The organism is Streptomyces kronopolitis, from assembly GCF_014646275.1.
In the GTDB taxonomy this organism is placed as follows: domain Bacteria; phylum Actinomycetota; class Actinomycetes; order Streptomycetales; family Streptomycetaceae; genus Streptomyces; species Streptomyces kronopolitis.
This window is the reverse complement of sequence record NZ_BMND01000002.1, coordinates 330,364-347,723: the sequence shown is the minus strand read 5'-3', so window position 1 is coordinate 347,723 and position 17,360 is coordinate 330,364. Positions and strand designations below refer to the sequence as shown.

At 70.5% G+C, this 17,360-nt stretch carries 16 protein-coding genes; 2 read left to right on the top strand and 14 right to left on the bottom strand.

Features of this window, described 5'->3' with window-relative positions:
• Positions 1-21 precede the first annotated feature (21 nt).
• Complete coding sequence (locus IEY78_RS03380) at positions 22-627, top strand: alkaline shock response membrane anchor protein AmaP (protein ID WP_189096002.1); 606 nt, start codon at positions 22-24, stop codon at positions 625-627.
• 59 nt (positions 628-686) lie between these two features.
• Here IEY78_RS03380 and IEY78_RS34780 read toward each other — a convergent pair whose 3' ends face one another.
• The 11 genes from IEY78_RS34780 to IEY78_RS03330 form a co-directional block, all read right to left on the bottom strand.
• The gene (locus IEY78_RS34780; protein WP_268240241.1) at positions 687-815 is read right to left on the bottom strand and encodes an LPFR motif small protein; all 129 of its coding nucleotides are present in this window, start codon (positions 813-815) and stop codon (positions 687-689) included.
• An 83-nt stretch (positions 816-898) separates the two neighbouring features.
• The gene (locus IEY78_RS03375) at positions 899-1,282 is read right to left on the bottom strand and encodes a hypothetical protein (RefSeq protein ID WP_189096001.1); all 384 of its coding nucleotides are present in this window, start codon (positions 1,280-1,282) and stop codon (positions 899-901) included.
• Between the two features lie 170 nt (positions 1,283-1,452).
• Positions 1,453-2,454: an SRPBCC family protein gene (locus tag IEY78_RS03370; protein ID WP_189096000.1), complete on the bottom strand. Its 1,002-nt coding sequence runs from the start codon at positions 2,452-2,454 to the stop codon at positions 1,453-1,455.
• 3 nt (positions 2,455-2,457) lie between these two features.
• Positions 2,458-3,174 carry a hypothetical protein gene (locus IEY78_RS03365; protein WP_189095999.1) on the bottom strand — a complete coding sequence of 239 codons (717 nt, stop codon included), beginning with the start codon at positions 3,172-3,174 and terminating at the stop codon, positions 2,458-2,460.
• Between the two features lie 570 nt (positions 3,175-3,744).
• Positions 3,745-5,376 carry a phytoene desaturase family protein gene (locus IEY78_RS03360; protein WP_189095998.1) on the bottom strand — a complete coding sequence of 544 codons (1,632 nt, stop codon included), beginning with the start codon at positions 5,374-5,376 and terminating at the stop codon, positions 3,745-3,747.
• 60 nt (positions 5,377-5,436) lie between these two features.
• A complete protein-coding gene (locus tag IEY78_RS03355; protein WP_189095997.1) occupies positions 5,437-5,892 on the bottom strand; it encodes an SRPBCC family protein in 456 nt (151 codons plus the stop codon).
• A 192-nt stretch (positions 5,893-6,084) separates the two neighbouring features.
• Positions 6,085-6,969, bottom strand: coding sequence for an SDR family oxidoreductase (locus IEY78_RS03350; protein ID WP_189095996.1), 885 nt, complete (start codon positions 6,967-6,969; stop codon positions 6,085-6,087).
• 55 nt (positions 6,970-7,024) lie between these two features.
• Positions 7,025-8,209: an alcohol dehydrogenase catalytic domain-containing protein gene (locus IEY78_RS03345; protein WP_189095995.1), complete on the bottom strand. Its 1,185-nt coding sequence runs from the start codon at positions 8,207-8,209 to the stop codon at positions 7,025-7,027.
• A 272-nt stretch (positions 8,210-8,481) separates the two neighbouring features.
• A complete protein-coding gene (locus IEY78_RS34150; RefSeq protein ID WP_229699673.1) occupies positions 8,482-8,793 on the bottom strand; it encodes a hypothetical protein in 312 nt (103 codons plus the stop codon).
• Between the two features lie 47 nt (positions 8,794-8,840).
• Positions 8,841-9,968, bottom strand: coding sequence for a hypothetical protein (locus IEY78_RS03335; RefSeq protein WP_189095994.1), 1,128 nt, complete (start codon positions 9,966-9,968; stop codon positions 8,841-8,843).
• 514 nt (positions 9,969-10,482) lie between these two features.
• Entirely contained in the window at positions 10,483-12,705 is a 2,223-nt protein-coding gene (locus tag IEY78_RS03330; RefSeq protein ID WP_189095993.1) for a SpoIIE family protein phosphatase, read from the bottom strand.
• 855 nt (positions 12,706-13,560) lie between these two features.
• Between IEY78_RS03330 and IEY78_RS03325 the strand changes: the two genes are divergently transcribed.
• A complete protein-coding gene (locus tag IEY78_RS03325) occupies positions 13,561-14,208 on the top strand; it encodes a helix-turn-helix transcriptional regulator (protein ID WP_189095992.1) in 648 nt (215 codons plus the stop codon).
• A 54-nt stretch (positions 14,209-14,262) separates the two neighbouring features.
• Here IEY78_RS03325 and IEY78_RS03320 read toward each other — a convergent pair whose 3' ends face one another.
• The 3 genes from IEY78_RS03320 to IEY78_RS03310 all read right to left on the bottom strand — a co-directional run bounded on the left by IEY78_RS03320 (position 14,263) and on the right by IEY78_RS03310 (position 17,318).
• Positions 14,263-15,024 carry a PIG-L deacetylase family protein gene (locus IEY78_RS03320; protein WP_189095991.1) on the bottom strand — a complete coding sequence of 254 codons (762 nt, stop codon included), beginning with the start codon at positions 15,022-15,024 and terminating at the stop codon, positions 14,263-14,265.
• Between the two features lie 106 nt (positions 15,025-15,130).
• Positions 15,131-16,546, bottom strand: coding sequence for an alpha/beta hydrolase family protein (locus tag IEY78_RS03315; RefSeq protein WP_189095990.1), 1,416 nt, complete (start codon positions 16,544-16,546; stop codon positions 15,131-15,133).
• Between the two features lie 121 nt (positions 16,547-16,667).
• Entirely contained in the window at positions 16,668-17,318 is a 651-nt protein-coding gene (locus tag IEY78_RS03310) for a TMEM175 family protein (RefSeq protein WP_189095989.1), read from the bottom strand.
• Between the last annotated feature and the right edge of the window lie 42 nt (positions 17,319-17,360).

Genomic DNA, 17,360 nt, shown 5'->3' with positions numbered 1-17,360 from the left:
AGAGACCCCTGGGAGAATGTGATGAGGGACCACACCAAGACCAACCGAACCGTGCTTGCCCTGCTCGGACTCGTGCTGCTGGGCGGCGGACTCTTGGTGTTCGCCGGCGGCACCGACATCTATCGGCGCTGGAACCTCACACCGCCGGCCGGGTGGCCGCTCACCGCTTCGCGCGACGTCCTGGTCCCGTCCGATCAGACCCGGTGGACGGACATGGGCTGGTGGTGGCCGGCCGCCATCGCGGCACTGGCCCTGTTGCTGCTGCTCGCCCTGGCGTGGCTGTGTGCCCAGTGTCGGCGCCCTCCCCGCCGACTGACCGTCGCGGACTCATCCGCAGACTCATCCGAGGAGGCCGTGACCGTCAGCAACCACGCGTTGAGCGATGCGGTCACCGCCGATCTCACCGTGCTGCCGGGCGTCCGGAGCGGGAAGGTACGTTTCTACGGCCCGTCCACACATCCACGGACGCGCATCAGACTCGAACTCGGCACCGGCACCGGTCCTGAGCAGATCGTGGCGGGGCTGCACGGTGCCGTCGAACGGGCACGCCGATCCGCCGGCTGGGACAGCCTCCCCACGCATGTCGCCCTGAGCGTCGCCCGCCACAGACCGCACCGCGTCGAATGACATCACGTCCCGTTTTTCGCATGCCATCACGTCAGGCAGAGCAGCAGCGAACCAGCGGGTCAGTGGTGACCGTGGGCGCTGTCGGAAGCTCCGCCGAACAGTCGGGCGACGGCACGAAACGGGAGGGTGACGACGGTGGCGATGGCGCCGCCGATGGACCTGAGTACGTCTGCGATGGCTGTGAGCATGACGAGCCTCCAAGGATTTCCTCGACCGCGGCGGGCGAGGTGCTGCTGACCGCCCTGCGGTCGTGGTGCGTCAGCCGGACAACTCAGTCCGACTTGGAGCGCGGTTCCTGCGGGTCGACACCGGAGGATGCCTCGGCATCCCTGCTGCCGCTGGGACGCTGCGAGCGGCCTCGTCGGCCCTCGTCGTGCATTCCCTTCGCCTTGGACCTGCCGCCCTGCTCCTCTCCGCGACGGGAGGAACTCTTGACGGTGTCGCCCGTGACGCCCTCTTTCTCTTCCTGAGAGGTTTCCTTGCGAGGTCCGGGCTTGGGTGCGTACTGGCCAGGATGGAACGACCGGTGCGCGCTCGGGTTGTCTTGTTGCCTGGTCTCGTCGACATCAGGAGACCATCCGTGCTGTTTGGTTCCCTTGTGGCGGCTCGGCCCTTCACCGTGGGAAGAGTCGGGTGTTTTTCCATGGTTGGTCATGAGCGGATCCGCCTCTCGTGTACGCCGCACCGCGAGTGAGCGGGCGTGGCGTCACTGCCAGGATAGTTCACGCCTCAGAGTAGTGAAATCGCCGAGACTTTCAGACGTATTTCACGCGTAATGAACTTGCACCCGCAACTGCATCGGCGTGCGTTTTCTCTCGACGCCCCCTATTCTTCATCCTCCTCGCCCTCCTCCCCTTCCTCGCCTTCCTCGCCTTCGTCTTCGTATTCGGCGTCTTCGTCGTACTCCTCGGCCTCGTCTTCTTCGGGCTCGCCCTCTTCGGGCTCGCCCTCCAGGTCTTCGGAGTCTTCTTCGCCCTCTTGGTCCTCTTCGCCTTCGGCGTCCTGATCCTCGTCGTCCTCAAGTCCCTCTTCGTGGGTGCGGACGACTTCGCCATCTCGGATCTCGCCGCGCCAGCCTTCGAGGTCCTCGTTGTCGGTGAGCGTGACGTACCGCTGGAAGTGCTTGAGGTCCAGACGGAGGCGCCGGCCCTGAGCGCGCCAGATGTTGCCGGTCTTCTCGAAGAAGCCGGAGGGGTAGTACTCGACCACAGCGACAATGCGTGTGAGTTCCGGGGTCAGTTCATGGAAGCTGATGGCGCCGCGGGTGGTGCCCTTGCCGCCTTCGGAGTTCCACACGATCCGCTCATCGGGAATCTGCTCTTGTACGGTCGCCTTCCAACTGCGGTTGGAGAAAGCCACCTTCAGCTTCCAGTCGCTCTCGATCTCGTCCGACTGCGAGACGCTCTTGACGCCCTTGGTGAAGTTGCTGAACTCCTCAAGCTCGGTCCATCGGTCATACACGGTACGCAGGGGCATACCGATGTCGATCACCTCGACGATGTTGGTGACCTTCTTGTCCCCGGCCTTTCCGCCACCGCCGAAGAATCCCTTCACGGTGTCGACTGCCTTGTCCTTGAGGTCACCGGCCTTCTCGCCGAGGAAGGCCTTGATGGGTGACTCTCCTCCGCCGAGCACCCGCTTCCCCACGTTGAGCAGGGTGCTGTTGCCGTCACCCACGTCGCCCAGCCCCTGTGCAAGGCCGCTGATCTTCTCTCCGGCCTTGTCCACCAGCTTCTGCCCCTGCGCTTCGGCGAATCCGGCCAGCTGCTCCTTGAGCATGTCAAGGCCGGAGGCCTTCGGAGTGGCGTCGCCCTCCTGCTTGGCCATGGCTTACCTCCTGCGACTGGTGCGGCTCGATGTCTTCTTCGCAGCCGTCTTCTTGGCAGCCGTCTTCTTCGCAGCTGGCTTCTTGGTGGCTGGCTTCTTCGCAGCTGGCTTCTTGGTGGCTGGCTTCTTCGCCGCCGGCTTACCGGACGCAGCCTTCTTGGCCGGAGCCTTCTTCGCCGGAGGTTTCTTCCCTGGGGACTTCTTTGTGCGGTCACGGTTCGCCGAAGACTTCCCCGTTCGCCGCCGCGAGGGCTGCTCCTCTTCGTCCTCGTCCTCTTCGCCCTCGTCTTCTTCGCCTTCGTCCTCTTCGCCCTCGTCCTCTTCGTCGCTCGGCTCTTCCTCGTCCTCGGCGAGCTCTTCGTCCTCATCCTCGGCCGGCTCTTCGTCCTCGTCCGGCTCCTCGTCTTCCGGGGATTCCTGAAGGGCACTGGTGCGCTTCTGCAGGGCGCCGGCGAGATTCCCGAGGCTGCGGTCGGCTGTCGCCGACAACGCGGCGCGACCGGAATCCAAGAGTTCACCGCGGACCTGTTCGATGAGTTGTGCGGCCTGGGGAGTGGCAGCCAGCTTGCGCAGCGCCTGGCCGATCAACTCTCGTGGACTCAGCTGCTGACCAATCACCATCGAGGCGACCCCGATGGCGAGCTTGCCCTTCTTGGTCCGGCCCAGTACATATCCAGCCGCGAGCGCGGCAGCCAGCGTGACTTTTTTATCGGTTTCCATGAATGGCCTCATGTCACGTTCGTGGGATCGCGCCGCTCAGGCACCGTGCAGCCCCTGCGCGGGACTCTCCTGATGCCCCGCAGCGCCTCTTGGGAGGCGGAGGCTTCTCTCTTCCCACCTTGGCCCCAGATCCTCGGGCCCGCATCTCCCCGGGTATCACCCTCGGTACCGGAGCGCATATCGGCGATACAACTCGCGTGGGCCCGAGGGGCTCGTAGAATTCCAGGTGTTCACAAAGCCACCGCGAGAGACATCCGAGGTCGGCGTGGCACTCGGCACCGAGGCCGACGAGCCGGCCGGGCCGGGGCGGCGTGGCCGAAGACTTTCGCCAGATGGCGTGTCACCTCAGCGTTATCGGGTGCTCCCTTCGCGTGTGCGAGAAGGGAAGGAATTCCTCTGCAGGAAGGGGAGTTCCGCCGCGATACGGCGCATGGGGCCGACGGGTGCGGAGAAGCCGAGGAACATGTCCTTGCACAGTCTGCTGCTGCCATCGACGAGCGGCAGTATCCACGTTCGGCGGGCATGCTCCGTGACAACTGGGGCGGAGCTGCGGACTTGAGCTGCGCCACCTCATGAACGGTCGGTACGAACGCCCCGGCGGTCACGGCGGGCGAGGGCGCGCTGGGTCCGGCTGAGCAATCCGCTCGCCGACCAGGTGCGCAGCGCTGCGTGGGCGGCGTTGGCACCAGGCGCGCCGTGCACACCGCCGCCCGGGTGGGCACCGGCCGAGGCCAGGTAGAGCCCCTTGACGGGGGTCTCGGGGCGTCCGGTGCCGGGGAGCGGCCGGAAGACGAGCTGCTGGTGGACGGCGGTGGTGCCGCCATTGATCGCCCCACCGTGCAGGTTGGCGTTCATGGCCTCCAGCGCGGGCGGCGTGAGGATCCGGCGGGCCCGGATCCGGGAGCGGAATCCTGGCGCGTAGCGCTCCACCTGGTGCTCCACGCGGTCAGCCATGGCCTCCTGCTCCGCCTGGTCCCACTCCCCCGTGAGGCCGTCGTCGCCCGCGTCGCCGCGGACCCGGTGCGGCACATGCGTATAGGCCCAGGCGGATTCCGTGCCGGCCGGCGAGCGCGAGGCGTCCGCGGTGGTCATCTGCCCGAACAGGGCGAACGGCCGGTCCGGGACCTGCCCCGTGAAGAGTTGTGCCGCGAACCGGGTCAAGTCGTCCACACCCTCGGCCAGGTGCACGGTGCCCGCCGTGGCGGCCTTTTCCGCGGTCCAGGGCACTGCGCCGTCCAAGGCCCAGTCGACCTTGAAGGTGGCGAAGTCCCACTGGAAGCGGCGCAGGTCCGCGAGGACCCGGCCGGGCACGTGCCGCGCGTCGAGCAGGTCACCGTAGAGGGCCGGTACGGAGACGTCCGCCAGGACGGCCCGGCCGGCCGGCACCGCCTCGCCACCGGCCGTACGCACCCCCACGGCACGGCCGGCACGCACCACGATCTCGACGACGCGTTCATTGCACCGCACCACGCCGCCGCGCCGCTCCAGCCGCCGTACCAGGGCGTCGGTGAGGGCGCCGGCTCCCCCGACCGGCACGGGAAAGCCGTAGGACTGGCCGAGCATGGACATCAGCCAGCCGAAGCCGCCGCTCCCCGCGGCTTCCGGGGCGAGGTCGGCGTGCAGGGCGTTGCCGGCGAGCAGCAATCGGCCCCCGTCGCCCCGGAACTCCTCCTCGCCCAGCCGTCGTACGGGCAGCAGCATCGTGCGTGCCAGGCGCAGCCCACCCGCTCCACGCAGCCTGGCAAGGAGCCGGGCCCCGGCGCGCACCGGCGGGAAGGGCGTGAACAGGGCGCCGATGAGGTCGTGCCCCACGCGGTCCCAGACCGCACACAGATCGTGCCAGGCCGCGCCGTCGCCGGCGGCGAAGCCGTCCAGGCCCCGTGCGGTGTCGGCCGCGTGCCGCTCCAGGAGCGCGCACCGGCCGTCCCGCAACGGGTGCGCGAGGACCCGTGGGGCGTGGCTCCAGCTCAGGCCCACCTCCTCCAGGCGGAGCGCGCTCACCACCGGCGAGGCGGCGGCCAGCGGATAGAAGGAGCTGCACAGGTCGCTGACGTAGTCGGGGTGGACGCCGCGGTCGCTGCGGACCGCCCCGCCCGGCTCCGGCTGGGCCTCCAGCACTTCGACCGTCCACCCGCCGTCCGCCAGCAAGTTCGCAGCGATCAGTCCATTGGGACCGGCGCCGATCACCACCGCGTCGGGCATCGCTGCCTCCTGTTCCCCATGGCGGCGCCGACCCAGGTCGGAGGGTGCCGGCTCTCGGAGTCAGTGCATGTCGCTGAGGTCCCGTGGCAGGTCCTCGATCACCTTGGCGAGCCGGCTCAGCATGCTGCGGTGGCGCAGCTGGAGGAGGACGTCCAGGGCCGCGTTGTGCAGTGCTCCGCCGGGCCCGGTCAGGGGGTGCTCGTCGACGACGACGAGGCTGTCCGCTCCCCACGGTCGGACGTCGATGGCGATCCGGGCGGTGCCCAGCGAACCGCTGTCCACTTCCAGTTCCAGCTCACGGGGCGGGTCGCAGCGACGGACGGTGGTGTGACCGTGCAAGGTCCACGGTCCCAGTCGGACGGTGTACGCGATGGTGGAGCCCACTTCGGGCCAGCTGCCCTGGTCGGGCCGCGACTCGTCGGTACCGACGACCCACTCCGCGTAGCGGGTGCCGTCGGCGAGGACCGCCCAGACCGCCTCCGGAGCCCTCTTGATCAGCTGATTCCGCACAGCCATGCACGTGTCCTCCGACATCTCGATGGAGCCGGTCGCCAGCGGTCACTATCAGCCTAAAGCGGCTACTCGTACTCGGCCGCCCGAAGCCCTGGCTGCCCCTCCCCTTGGAGCGACCACGGGGCACCCGCCTCTTCGGTGCCTCCCCGGCAAGGCGAGAGCCCGCACGTCGGCGCCCTGTCCCCGTGCGACGGCCTACGGTGGGCGCCCTTCGTCAGCCCGCCCGCCGGCTCCCAGGAGTCCGGTTGCCTCGAAGGGCGTGCGGGCCGCGAGCCTGGGGAGTTCTCTCCGTGAGAGCTGGGTGACCACGGCCGGCAGAGCGGCACGTACCAGTTGGGCCGCACGGAGCCAGGTGGGGACATACACCGCACTCGAGCGGCGTTCCACGGCAACGGCCAACCGGGCGGCCACCCAGCCGACGGGGTGGACCTTCCGTGCGGGCGGAGGCATGTGAGCACGCAGTTCGCGCAGCACAGGGTGCTGGTCGACACCCGCGATCATGTCGGTATCGGTCCAGTTGAGATAGGCGATTCCCACGGCGACGTGGTGCGGGGCGAGTTCGGCACGCAGCGAGTGGGCGAATGACTCCACGCCTGCTTTGGAAGCGCAGTAGGAGCTCATCATGGGGGCGGCTCCGATGGAGGCCAGCGAGGCGATCTGCAGGTAGTACCCGCGACTCGCCAGCAGGTCCGGCAGGTAGGAGCGGGCGGTGATCGAACTTCCGACCAGGTTGACCTCGATCACTCTGCGCCATATCGCGGGGTCGGAATCGGCAAAGGGCCCGCCTTCGGCGATCCCCGCGTTCGCCACCACGATGGACACCTCCCCCAGCCGTTCCCGTACGTCAGCGGCCACCCGGGCCATGGCGTCGTCGTCGGTGACATCGACGCTCCGACAGAGCGCCTCCGTCGGAAGGGAGGACGCCACTCGGCGGAGTGTCGCCTCCTCCCGTCCGAGCAGGGCCACCCGGGCCCCGCGTCGGGCCAGTTCCCGGGCGAGCGCTTCCCCCACCCCGCGGGCCGCCCCGGTCACCACTGCGGTACGGCCGCGCAAGGAGAGCGGTCGCGGTGAGTGAGTCATCGTGTACTCCTGACGACAGCGGCTGGACGGGGGCGACGGGTACCGAGGGCGCTCCTCATGGGGTCAGAATGGTTTTGATCATGCCGTCCCGCTTTTCCTGGAGGCTCTGATACGCCTGCGGCCCCTGTTCGAGGGGCAGAGTGTGGGTCGCGAAGTCGTCGACGCCCAGCACGTCCTCGTCGTTCAGGAGCGGAAGGATGACGTCGACCCAGTGTTTGACGTTGGCCTGGCCCATGCGCAACTGAATCTGCTTGTCGAACAGGGTGCGCATCGGAACCGGGTCGACGGACCCGCCATAGACGCCGATGAGGGAGATCGTGCCGCCCCGGCGGACGGCGTCAACGGCCGTGTTGAAGGCCGCCATACTGTCCACACCGGCCCGGCCCATCACCTTCTCACCCCACGCGTCCGGCAGCCGTCCGGCGAGATTCTGGGCGGCTCTGCTCAGCGGAGCCCCGTGCGCCTCCATGCCCACGGCCTCGATGACCGCATCACTGCCGCGCCCCTCGGTGAGACGGCGGATCTCGTCGCCGACGCCCTTCCCGTACTCGTTCAGGTCCAGGGTGTGTACCCCGCGGGCACGGGCCCTGGCGAGTCGCTCCGGGACAAGGTCGACACCGAACACCTCGGCCGCACCACGATGCAGGGCGATCCGCGCCGCCATGTCACCGATGGGGCCGAGTCCCAGCACCGTGACGCTGCCACCCGGCGGTATGCCCGCGTAGGCAACGGACTGCCAGGCGGTGGGCAGCACGTCGGACAGGTAGACGAACCGTTGGTCGGGCGGGCCGTGTGCCACCTTGACGGGCAACGTGTTGCCGAACGGGACGCGCAGCAACTCCGCCTGCCCACCCGGAACTTGACCGTAGAGCTTGGAGAAGCCGAAGAGCGCCGCTCCCATCCCACGGTCCGTGACCTGGGTCGTTTCACACTGCGACTGCAGGCCCTGACGGCACATCCAACAGGTGCCGCAGGAGATGTTGAAGGGAACGACGACTCTGTCTCCGACCGCTAGCTCCGTGACCTCCGCACCGGTCTCCTCGACGATGCCCATCGGCTCGTGGCCGAGGATGTCCCCGGGATCGAGAAAGGGTCCGAGGACCTCGTACAAATGCAGGTCCGATCCGCAGATTCCGGTGGAGGTGATCCGCACGATGATGTCGGTCGCATCGACGATCTCAGGGTCGGGCACCGTCTCCACCCGCACATCACGCTTGCCTTGCCAGGTCAGGGCCCTCATCTTGGCTCCTTACCCGCGTGGCCTCCCACCGGCGGCACGCGAGACACGTTCGGCGATCCACTTCCACCATGCGACGGTTGTCCCGTCGGCGCAGGACCGGGAGGACGAGCGCGGCACGTGAGGGAGGTGGACCGAAACCGCTGGGCGTCGTCGGTCACGTCGTACAGGCCGGTTTCACGGTCGGCCCGGCGGATGAGCGGTGCGGTGCAGTGCCGTGCGATGACTCCACCCGGGCCCCTTTGCGGAGTCCGGGTGGAATGGGCGGTTCGACGTCAGACCGGTACTGCTTCCTTGATCTCGTGGTCGGGTGGCGTGGCTTCATTGGTCGCACCGTCGGGCCCGGAGGCCGATGCCGGGAGGGCGGCTTCGGCTGTCGGGGCGGGGGTTCGGTGCGGTCGGGGTGCGGCGGCGGGCTCGTGCCAGCCCGGTGGACCAAAGAGGTAGCCGGCCCGGCCGTGCCAGGTGCGGGCGTGGCGGATGTCGCGGAGCATTCCGGTGAACTCGTGGTAGTTGGCCTTGACCGGATTGTGGGTGTCGATGTTCGTGGTCAGGCCGTATCGGACCGGCTCGGCGGCCGGGGGCAACGGGGCGCCCGGGCGGGCACAGGTTCGCCCGCCCGGGCGCGCCGGAGTCAGGGCCGGTAGGCCTGGCGGAGGGCGCAGGTCCAGATGACGGCGCGGGATGTCGCGGTGGCGTCGGCCGCGGTGCCGCCGACGCGCTGGTCGTCACTGACCGCGAAGGCCTGGGAGGGGCCTTCCGGGGAGAGCCGGGGCAGGGCCAGGAGCGGGCCGGTGCCGGGCCAGATCTGGGCCTGGATCGGGGGCGCGGTCTCCGGCGGGAACGGGCCGTCCATGTAGCTGTCCCGGGCGGTGCCCACGCTGACGTTGGTGGTGGGGCTGATCGCCTCGAAGGTGCCGCTGGTGCGCTCGCCGAGGTGTCCGACCTGGTTCTCGGTGGTGTACGGCGGGAGCCACTGGGTGGGGGTCAGGGTGTCCAGGCGGACGTAGTCATAGGTGCCCACGATCCGCCCGGCGCGGTCGATGTCCCGGGGGTACCAGTAGTCGTAGGGCACTCCCGCCGGCCAGAAGCGCTGCAGCGGGATGGCCGCGGCGCCTCCGGCGGGCCAGGTCAGGCCCGCCGACCACGATTCGTCGCCCTTGACGGCCTCGCCGGAACCGGCGATCTGCCCGGCGTTGTTGAGGGCGGTCACCGACCTGAGCGAGTAGCCGGGCGGCGGCTTGAGCCGGCGAACGATCCGGGCCCCGTCCCATTCGAGACCGACGAGGGCGTCCGGTGCCCTCCCGTCTCCGACGATCAGGCCCCGGTCGTTGACGTCCGCCGCGTGCGCCCCCTGCGGCAGCAGGGTCACCCTGCGGGCCCCGACGCGGAAGCTGAAGGCGGCGGTCCGGCCCGCGCCGTTCAGGGATCCGACCATCAGCCCCTTCGCGTTGACCGCCGCGACCTCGCCGCCGGTGAATCCGGCGGGCAGCGGGACGGGGTGCACCCGGGTTCCGGTCCAGTAGACGGGCCAGCCGTGCGACCCTCCCACCGCCAGGCCATTCGGCCCAAGTCCCTTGACCTGGCTGTCTCCTGAGCCGGGGAGGGAGGCCAGGACCTGGAGGGCGGGCCGGCAGTCGGCGGGCTTGTGCACGTCGCCGGCGGGCCGGGCCGGGGAGGCGGGCGCGGGGCTCGCCGTCAGCAGGGGCGCGAACAGGACGGTCGCGACAACCGTCACTGCGGCACGGATGTGTCTTCGCATGGTGTTCTCCGTTTCCGAACGACGCGGGAAGGCCGCGTCGGCGTCGGGATGAGATGGGCGATGCCCGTAACTCCGCTGATCTGCGCAGGACTTCATGGACGTTGTTGGTGTCTGCGCGGGCTTTCCGGGCCTCGTCCGGGAGGCTCTGCGAGGCTCAGGAAGCCGGGGAGGCCGAGGAAGCCGAGAAGCCGGGGAAGGGCCCGGCCGGTGCCGTGCGGACCGCGGTTCGGTGCTCGGCGCAGTGGCGGGGGCGCGCTCCCCTCGCGCTGCCGCCGTGGCCGGCCGGGATTCGTGCACGCACGCGTACCGGTGCCGCGCGCCCTCCACTCCCTCCGGTGCCCGTTGGGGAAGTTCCGCGGAACGGGCCCCTTTCCTACCGCGCGTTCATGGTCGTGCGGGACGGGCCTGCCGTCCAATGGCCGGAATTCGTCCCGGAGTGTCCGGGAGTGTCAGGGTCCGCTTCCGGTGCACGCGTACGGCGCCGGGGCGGGGAGACGGCTGCCGTACGGGCTCGTCAGGGGCCCTGCCAGCGCAGGTACAGGGCGGCGATGTCGTCGGCGTCGGCGGGGACGGGCGCCGGGAGGCAGACCTGCTCGATATGGGCCAGGAGCTCGCCCTCCGGGACCGAGCGCAGTCCGGAGCCGAAGACGGAGAGGAGTTGGCGGGTACCGGCGTCCAGGTCGCGCCCGGGGCGCTCGACGAGTCCGTCGGTGTAGAGCAGCAGGTGCGAGCCCGGGGTGAGGGTCAGCGTCGTGGTGGGGAACTCCGCGTCCGGGTCGATGCCGAGCGGCAGTCCGCCCTCGACGGGGAGGATCTCAGGCTGCTTCCCCGGGGCGGCGTGCAGGGGCTGCGGGTGGCCGGCGCGGCACAGCGAGAGGTGCCCGGTGGAGGTGTCGAGGTGGGCTATGACGCAGGTGGCGAAGAGGTCGGAGTCCGGATCGGTGGAGAACTGGGTGAGCAGCGTGTTGGTGCGGTGCAGGACGTCGGCGGGTGAGTGGCCCTCGGCGCTGTAGGCGCGCACGGCCGTCCGCAGCCGCCCCATCAGGGCCGCGGCCGCGGTGCTGTGGCCCTGCACATCGCCCACGACCAGGGCGAGTTCGCCCGAGGGCGTGTACCAGGCGTCGTACCAGTCCCCGCCGACGGCGGCACCCTCGGCCGCGGGCCGGTAGTGGGTGTGCACCGTGGTGTGGGGCAGCTCCGGGAGAGCCTGCGGAAGCATGCCCTGCTGGAGTTCGACGGCCCGCCGGTGCTCCCGGTCATGGATGCGTGCCCGTTCCATGGCCTGGGCCAGCAGGGCCGCCACGACGGTGAGCAACGACCGTTCGGCGGGGGCGAATTCGTGCGGCGCGGAGAAGCCGATCAGACAGGCGGCGGTGCCGTCCTGGGCGGTGGGCAGGGGCAGGACCGCCCAGGACTGGCGCTTGGTGGCGTGGGCGAAGTCGACCAGCGAGGGGTAGGTGGCCAGGCCGTCGCGCAGGGAGCCGGCGAAGGTGGGGGTGCCCCCGAGCAGCGCGTCGCGGAAGGGCGTCGGGGCGTGCAGCGGGAAGCCCTCCGCGGCCGCCTCCTCCGCCGGGCCGTACCCCCAGGAGGCGATGACCCGCAGCCGGTCGCGTTCGGTGTCCACCACGAGCAGCCCGTCGGCGCCGAACGCCTGCAGGGCGGTGCCGGTCGCGCCGACGACCTCGTCGAGGCTGGCCGCGCTCACCAGATGCGTCGCCAGATCCCGCAGCCGTCCCGACTGCTCGGCCTGGGACGACAGCAGGCGCTGGTTGAGCTGCTGGCGGTCGCAGGCCACGGTGATGTCGGCGACCAGGCCGTCCATCATCATCGGGTGACCGTCGGCATCCGGGTGGGCCCGGCCGCGGGCCTCCAGGATGCGCAGCCGGCCGGTGGCGTCGTACGCGCGGTAGCGGACCTGGTAGTCCGCGCACCGCTGGGCGATGTGCCCAAGGCTCTGCCGGAGCGCGGGCAGGTCGGTGGCGGGCACCTGGGACAGGAAGTCGTCCAGGTTCAGCGGCGGATCGGACCGCGGCGCCAGGCCGTGGAGGCGGGCCAGCGCGTCGTCGCCCTCGACGACACCGGTGTCCAGGTGCCAGACGAACGTGCCCAGCTCCATGGTGCCGCTGGCGTCCGCGGCCACATCGCCGTCCTCCGGTCCGCCGTGGTCGAGTTGACGTCCCGTCAGGGCGGCCAGGGCCGGCCCGGCGTGGTCGGCCAGGCACTGGAGGAAGGCCCGCTCCACGGGGGAGAAGCCGCTCTCGTGCTGCCGCAGGACGGTCAGCACGCCGATGACGGTGTCGTTGTCGATCAGCGGCAGGGAGCCCGTCACCAGGTCGACCGGCAGTCGCTCGATCAGGCCCGGGTAGCGCGTCTGCCGCTGGGCGAAGGTATTCAGCCAGATCGGCTGCGCCTTGCGCACCGCGTCGGTGGCCGAAAGCTCCTCATCGATGCCGATGGCCTCCATGGGGAGGGCCACTTCGGCCGGGAGGCCCTGGGAGGCCACCAGGAACAGGTAGCGGCCGGAGGCGTCCAGCAGCAGGATCGCGCCACCCAGGTCGCCCAGCAGCGGCGCGGCCGCGTCGAGGACACCGGCGAGCAGCTCCCGGGCGGTGCGGGAGCGCGCCGCCTTCGAGGTCGCGCCATGGAGGGCGGCGAGCCATACGGCGGGATCGGACGGGGGGCGGCCCGCGGGGCCGACGGTGCGTACCGCCAGCGTGAGACGACCGGGTTCTTCCATGGCCGAAACCGTAGAAGGCACGAGTCACCGGCGAGCAGGATGTCAAAATTTGAACGATTCCGGCTGCTGCTGCCCGCGTACGCCCCCGGCGTGAACGGCTTCCGCCGGGCGCGAACGGCGGGTTCAGCGCGCTTCCCGCGGAGGGACACCCGCGGGAGAGCCGCGCACCGGCTCAGGGGCGGGGCGTCCAGTACCGCTTGAAGACCTCGCACCACCGTCATGGTCGGACTGGCGCTCCCCGGCATGCTGGTCGAGATCGGCGCGCAGGCGGTGGTCGGTCCCTGAAGGACGGCTTCCGGTTCGTCAACGACAGGCGGACGGATCCTCCGCCGGCCGGGCCGAGCGGTGCTCCCCGGCCGGGAGCCATTCCAGGCAGGCATTCCAGGCAACGGCATTTCCGCAGGTCAACACCCCTCCCGGCATTCCCGCGTTCTTCTCTGGCCCGGATTCGTTGCCGTCCGGCCCTCCCGCACCGCAAGCTGTCGACAGAGCCGGGCCGGAGCACACAGCACTGCGCACGCCGTACCCGCTTCCGCAGCGGCCGCGTTCGCGCCCGGACGGTCACCGTCCGCCCTCGGGCCACCCGCGGTGCCGACCCGCCCGCCGCCTGCTCCACCGCCACCATGCCCCACGGGAAGACGCACCGCCATGCACCGCAACCGCACCGCCCCCTGCCCACACCCGGGCCGCCACCACCCCTCTCCTCGCGGGACCTTCGGTGACCTCCCCGGCCGGACCGACGCGTTCCGGTCCGCCCGGCCGTCGGCTGCCGCCGCCCCCTGTGACCGGCAGCAGCACTGACCGCTCGGCGGACCCGGGCCGGAGTCACGGACTGCAGAAGACGAGGAAACCCCTATGCACACCACCGAGGTTCAGACCACCGAGCCGCAGATACCCGTCGTGGTCCGCGCACCGGACCCGATCTCCCTGGCGGGCGTGACCAGCCAGCTCAACCAGCACCGGGGCGTGCGGCTGACGGAGAGCGGCGGCGGACGCCCGGCCGCGGTGACCGTGGTGGTCGCCGCGGCGACGGACGAGTCCCTGATCCCGGAGCTGCGCCGCCTCGTCCGGATCGACCGGGCGCGAGTCGTGCTGATCGCGGACCGGATCCGGGAGGCCGAACTCCTCGCCGTCATCGAGTGCGGCGTCGGCGCGATCCTCTGGCGCCGCCAGGCCACCCCCCACCGGCTGTACCAGGCCGTACAGGCGGCCTACCGCGGCGAAGGCGACCTGCCCGCCGACCTGCTCGCCCGGCTGCTCCACCAGGTCGGCCAACTCCAGCGCACCGCCGACGACCGGCCCGGCACACCGGCCGGACTGGCTCCCCGCGAGATCGACGTCATCCGCCTGGTCGCCGAAGGCCTGGACACCGCCGAGATCGCCGCCAAACTCTCGTACTCCGAACGCACCGTCAAAAACGTCCTGCACGGCATGACCACCCGCCTCCACCTCCGCAACCGCGCCCACGCCGTCGCGTACGCACTGCGGGAGGGACATATCTGAGGGGTTGTTGCCGACAGGGACGGGACACTGGCGCAAGGCCGGGCCGGTCTGCGGTCAGACGGTCAATTCCGTTTGTGCCCCTGCCGCGGAGAGGGCGTCGTGGCGGATGTACCACTCGGTGGAGAGCAGCTGCTCCCGGTCGGACTCCGGGAGACCCGCGATCAGCCCCGGAGCGGCTCCCCGCGCCACTTCGGTGCGGTGCGCGAGCACGGCGGATACCTTCTGCTCCAGCCACGGACCGACGTCGACGGTCGCGGTGATCCGCGCGTCGGGAACGCTGAGCATGGCCCTGCCGGTGGAGGCCAGGTGTGCGCCCCACACCCGCATGGCCGAGTGCGGGTGCGCGGCCAGATACAGGGCACGGGGCTGCCACGGCTCACTGGCCTCCGGGGCGAACCGCTCCAACCCCGCCGCCTGGAACGCGAGCAAGGTGACCCGATGCGTGTGCACGTGTTCCGGATGGCCGGTCAGTCCACCGTAGGCATCGTGCGTGACCACGACCTCCGGGCGGAACTCCCGGATATGTGCCACCACTCGCCGCACCGCCCCGTCGAGCGGCGCCTGGCAGAACCGCTCCCGGCCGGGGGCCGAGTGTCCGGCGCCCGCGTCCCCGTAGCCGAGCATCCTCGGTTTGCCGGCCCCGAGGATCCGCAACGCCTCGGCCAACTCCGCGGCACGGGGAGTGTCCGGGGCCCAGGTCGCCGTGATCACCGCGGTGCGGGCGCCCGCGGCCGCGTGGCGGGCGAGCACACCGCCCGCCGACAGCGACTCGTCATCCGGGTGAGCGAAGACCGCCAGCAGACTCGGCACACGCATGCACGGTCACCTTCCCGAGTGTGGAATCCGGTTCACGTGCAGTATCGCGCTGCGAGCGAGGGCAGTGAGCCGCAGTGCGCAGAAAGGCCGCTTACCCTCCGAGCGATCACCCCGTCGGCAGTTTCTGTTGGAGCCAGTCGAAGACGACCTCGCAGTGTTGTTGGGGGGCCATCGGGGAGCAGTGGAGTTGGGCGCCGGTGGCGGCGGTGAGTTTTACGTAGTCCTTGGGGCAGGTGAGTCGGTCGTACATCTGGCGTGGCTGGCCCGGGTAGAACTGTTCGTCCTCGTAGTCGAGGACCAGGGTGGGCATCTTGATCCGGGGTACGACGTCGGTGATGTCCAGCGACTTGATGAGCATCGCGGGGGTGTAGAAGTCGGTGAACATCTTGCCCTGGCGGGCGGCGAGCATCGCCGGGATGGAGAAGGGCTCGAAGCGCTTCTTCATGGTCGCGGCCGCGGGCGGCGGCAGTTGCGGGACGACGTCGTTGTTCCAGATGGCGTTGGTCTGCTGCTTGTCCGGGGTGAGGATCTTCCGGATCTCCGGGGGAAAGCCCAGCCAGGGGGAGAGCACGCCGGGCATCGCCACCAGAGCGGCGATCCGGGTCTCGAAGGCGGCGGCCCGGGGGGCCAGATCGCCGGCCATGCTCAGGCCGGTCAGGGCGATCTTGCCGGTGTCCACGTCCGGGCGGGCGGAGAGCCAGTCGACGAGCGGGGTGACGACGGTTTCCCAGCGCGGGGTGAAGACCGTCTGGTCGACGAAGAGCAGCTGGCCCTGGCCGGGTCCGTCGTAGACCAGGGCGTTCCAGCCGCGTTGGAGGGCGGCCGGGACGCCGTAGGTCCACATGTCGACGTTCTGCCCGTCGCTGCCGTTGGTGAGGATCACGGTGGGGCGGCGCTTGCCGGAGGTGTCCGGGCGGAAGAACCAGACGGGTAGCGGGGTCCGCCCGCCGTAGGGGACATGGGCGGTGACCGGTGGCGGGTCGCACAGGCCGCAGAACGTGTCCCAGGCGTCGCGCCCCGCCTGATACAGCTGCTGCTCGCTGCCAGGGGTGTCGGAGCCGAGGACGAAGAACAGGGCCTGGGCGTAGTACTGGGCGGCCCGCAGCGCACGGAAGCGTGTGGTCTGGTTCCCGGGCTTGCCGTTGCCGGGCGGTCCGCTCAGCTGCTCGCCGAGGTTCTTGAAGGTCTCGGTGTAGGTCTGCGCGGAGAGGCCGGCCTTGTTGATCGTGTTCACGGCGGTGAGCACCTCGCCCACCTCGCCGGCGCCGTACCCGGCCGAGCCGAGCGCGAGGAGCCCGTTGAAGTTGAATCCGGGGTCCTTGAAGAGCGTCATCGCGCCGGGCGTGGGGTTGCCCATCGCCGCGGAGGCCCACGCCCGGCTCGTGGGGGTGGGATCCGGCGCGGGCGAGCCGCCGGCCGCGGTGCACCCGGTGGCCAGCACGGCCCCCGCCCCGCCGATGAGCCCGGCGAGCGTACTGCGGCGAGTGGGGCCTGACGCGGGATCACCCGATGCGTAGGTCATAGCGACCGAACGTACGAGCCGCGGACCCGGGCCCCTCGGTCCGACACCCGCCGTTCGCCCGAACGGCGCGTCCCGCCGTGCCGGGTGGCGGCGTGCGCGGGGGCGGTTTCGCGGGCGGCGCTCAGGCTCGGAATCGCTGGGCGGCCTCGCGCAGGCGCTTGCCGCGTTTGCCGGTCACGAATCTGACCGGGACCAGTACCAGCCACCACAGCTTCGCGCCGGTGGGCGAGACGAAGGCGAGCGGTACGGCGGCGGCGAAGACCAGCACCGTCGCGCCGAGGTCGGCCACGTCGTTGCGGGCGATGGCGTCGGGCAGGGGCGAGGTCCCCAACCAGGGGCGTTTCCACACCACCACGGCCAGGGTGAGCTGCACGGCTCCCATGGCCGCGACGGCTCCGGAGTAGATGGCCACGGCCTGCGGCAGGTCCGGGTACTCGGCCAGCAAGGTGGTGGGGAACGGCATCAGTGCGACCAGTCCCAGGCTCAGCAGCACGAGTCTGATGACCGTGCCGTCGACGTCCCGGACGGAGTGGAAGAGCTGGTACTGGCCGCGCCAGAACGCCGCGATGACCACCAGGCTGAGGGCGTACGCCCACACCTTGGGCATCACCTCGCCCAGCGCGTGCGCGAAACCGGCGGAGTCCAGCCCGTCGGGCACGGTGATGTCCAGCGCCAGCAGCGTCATCGCGATGGCGAACACGCCGTCGGACAACGCGAGGAGCCGGGGCGCGCTCCCCTCGTCGTCCCGCACTCTCCGGACGTCGTTCACCACGCCACTCTAGGATCACCTGCCCCGGAACAGTCCGATTGGTCC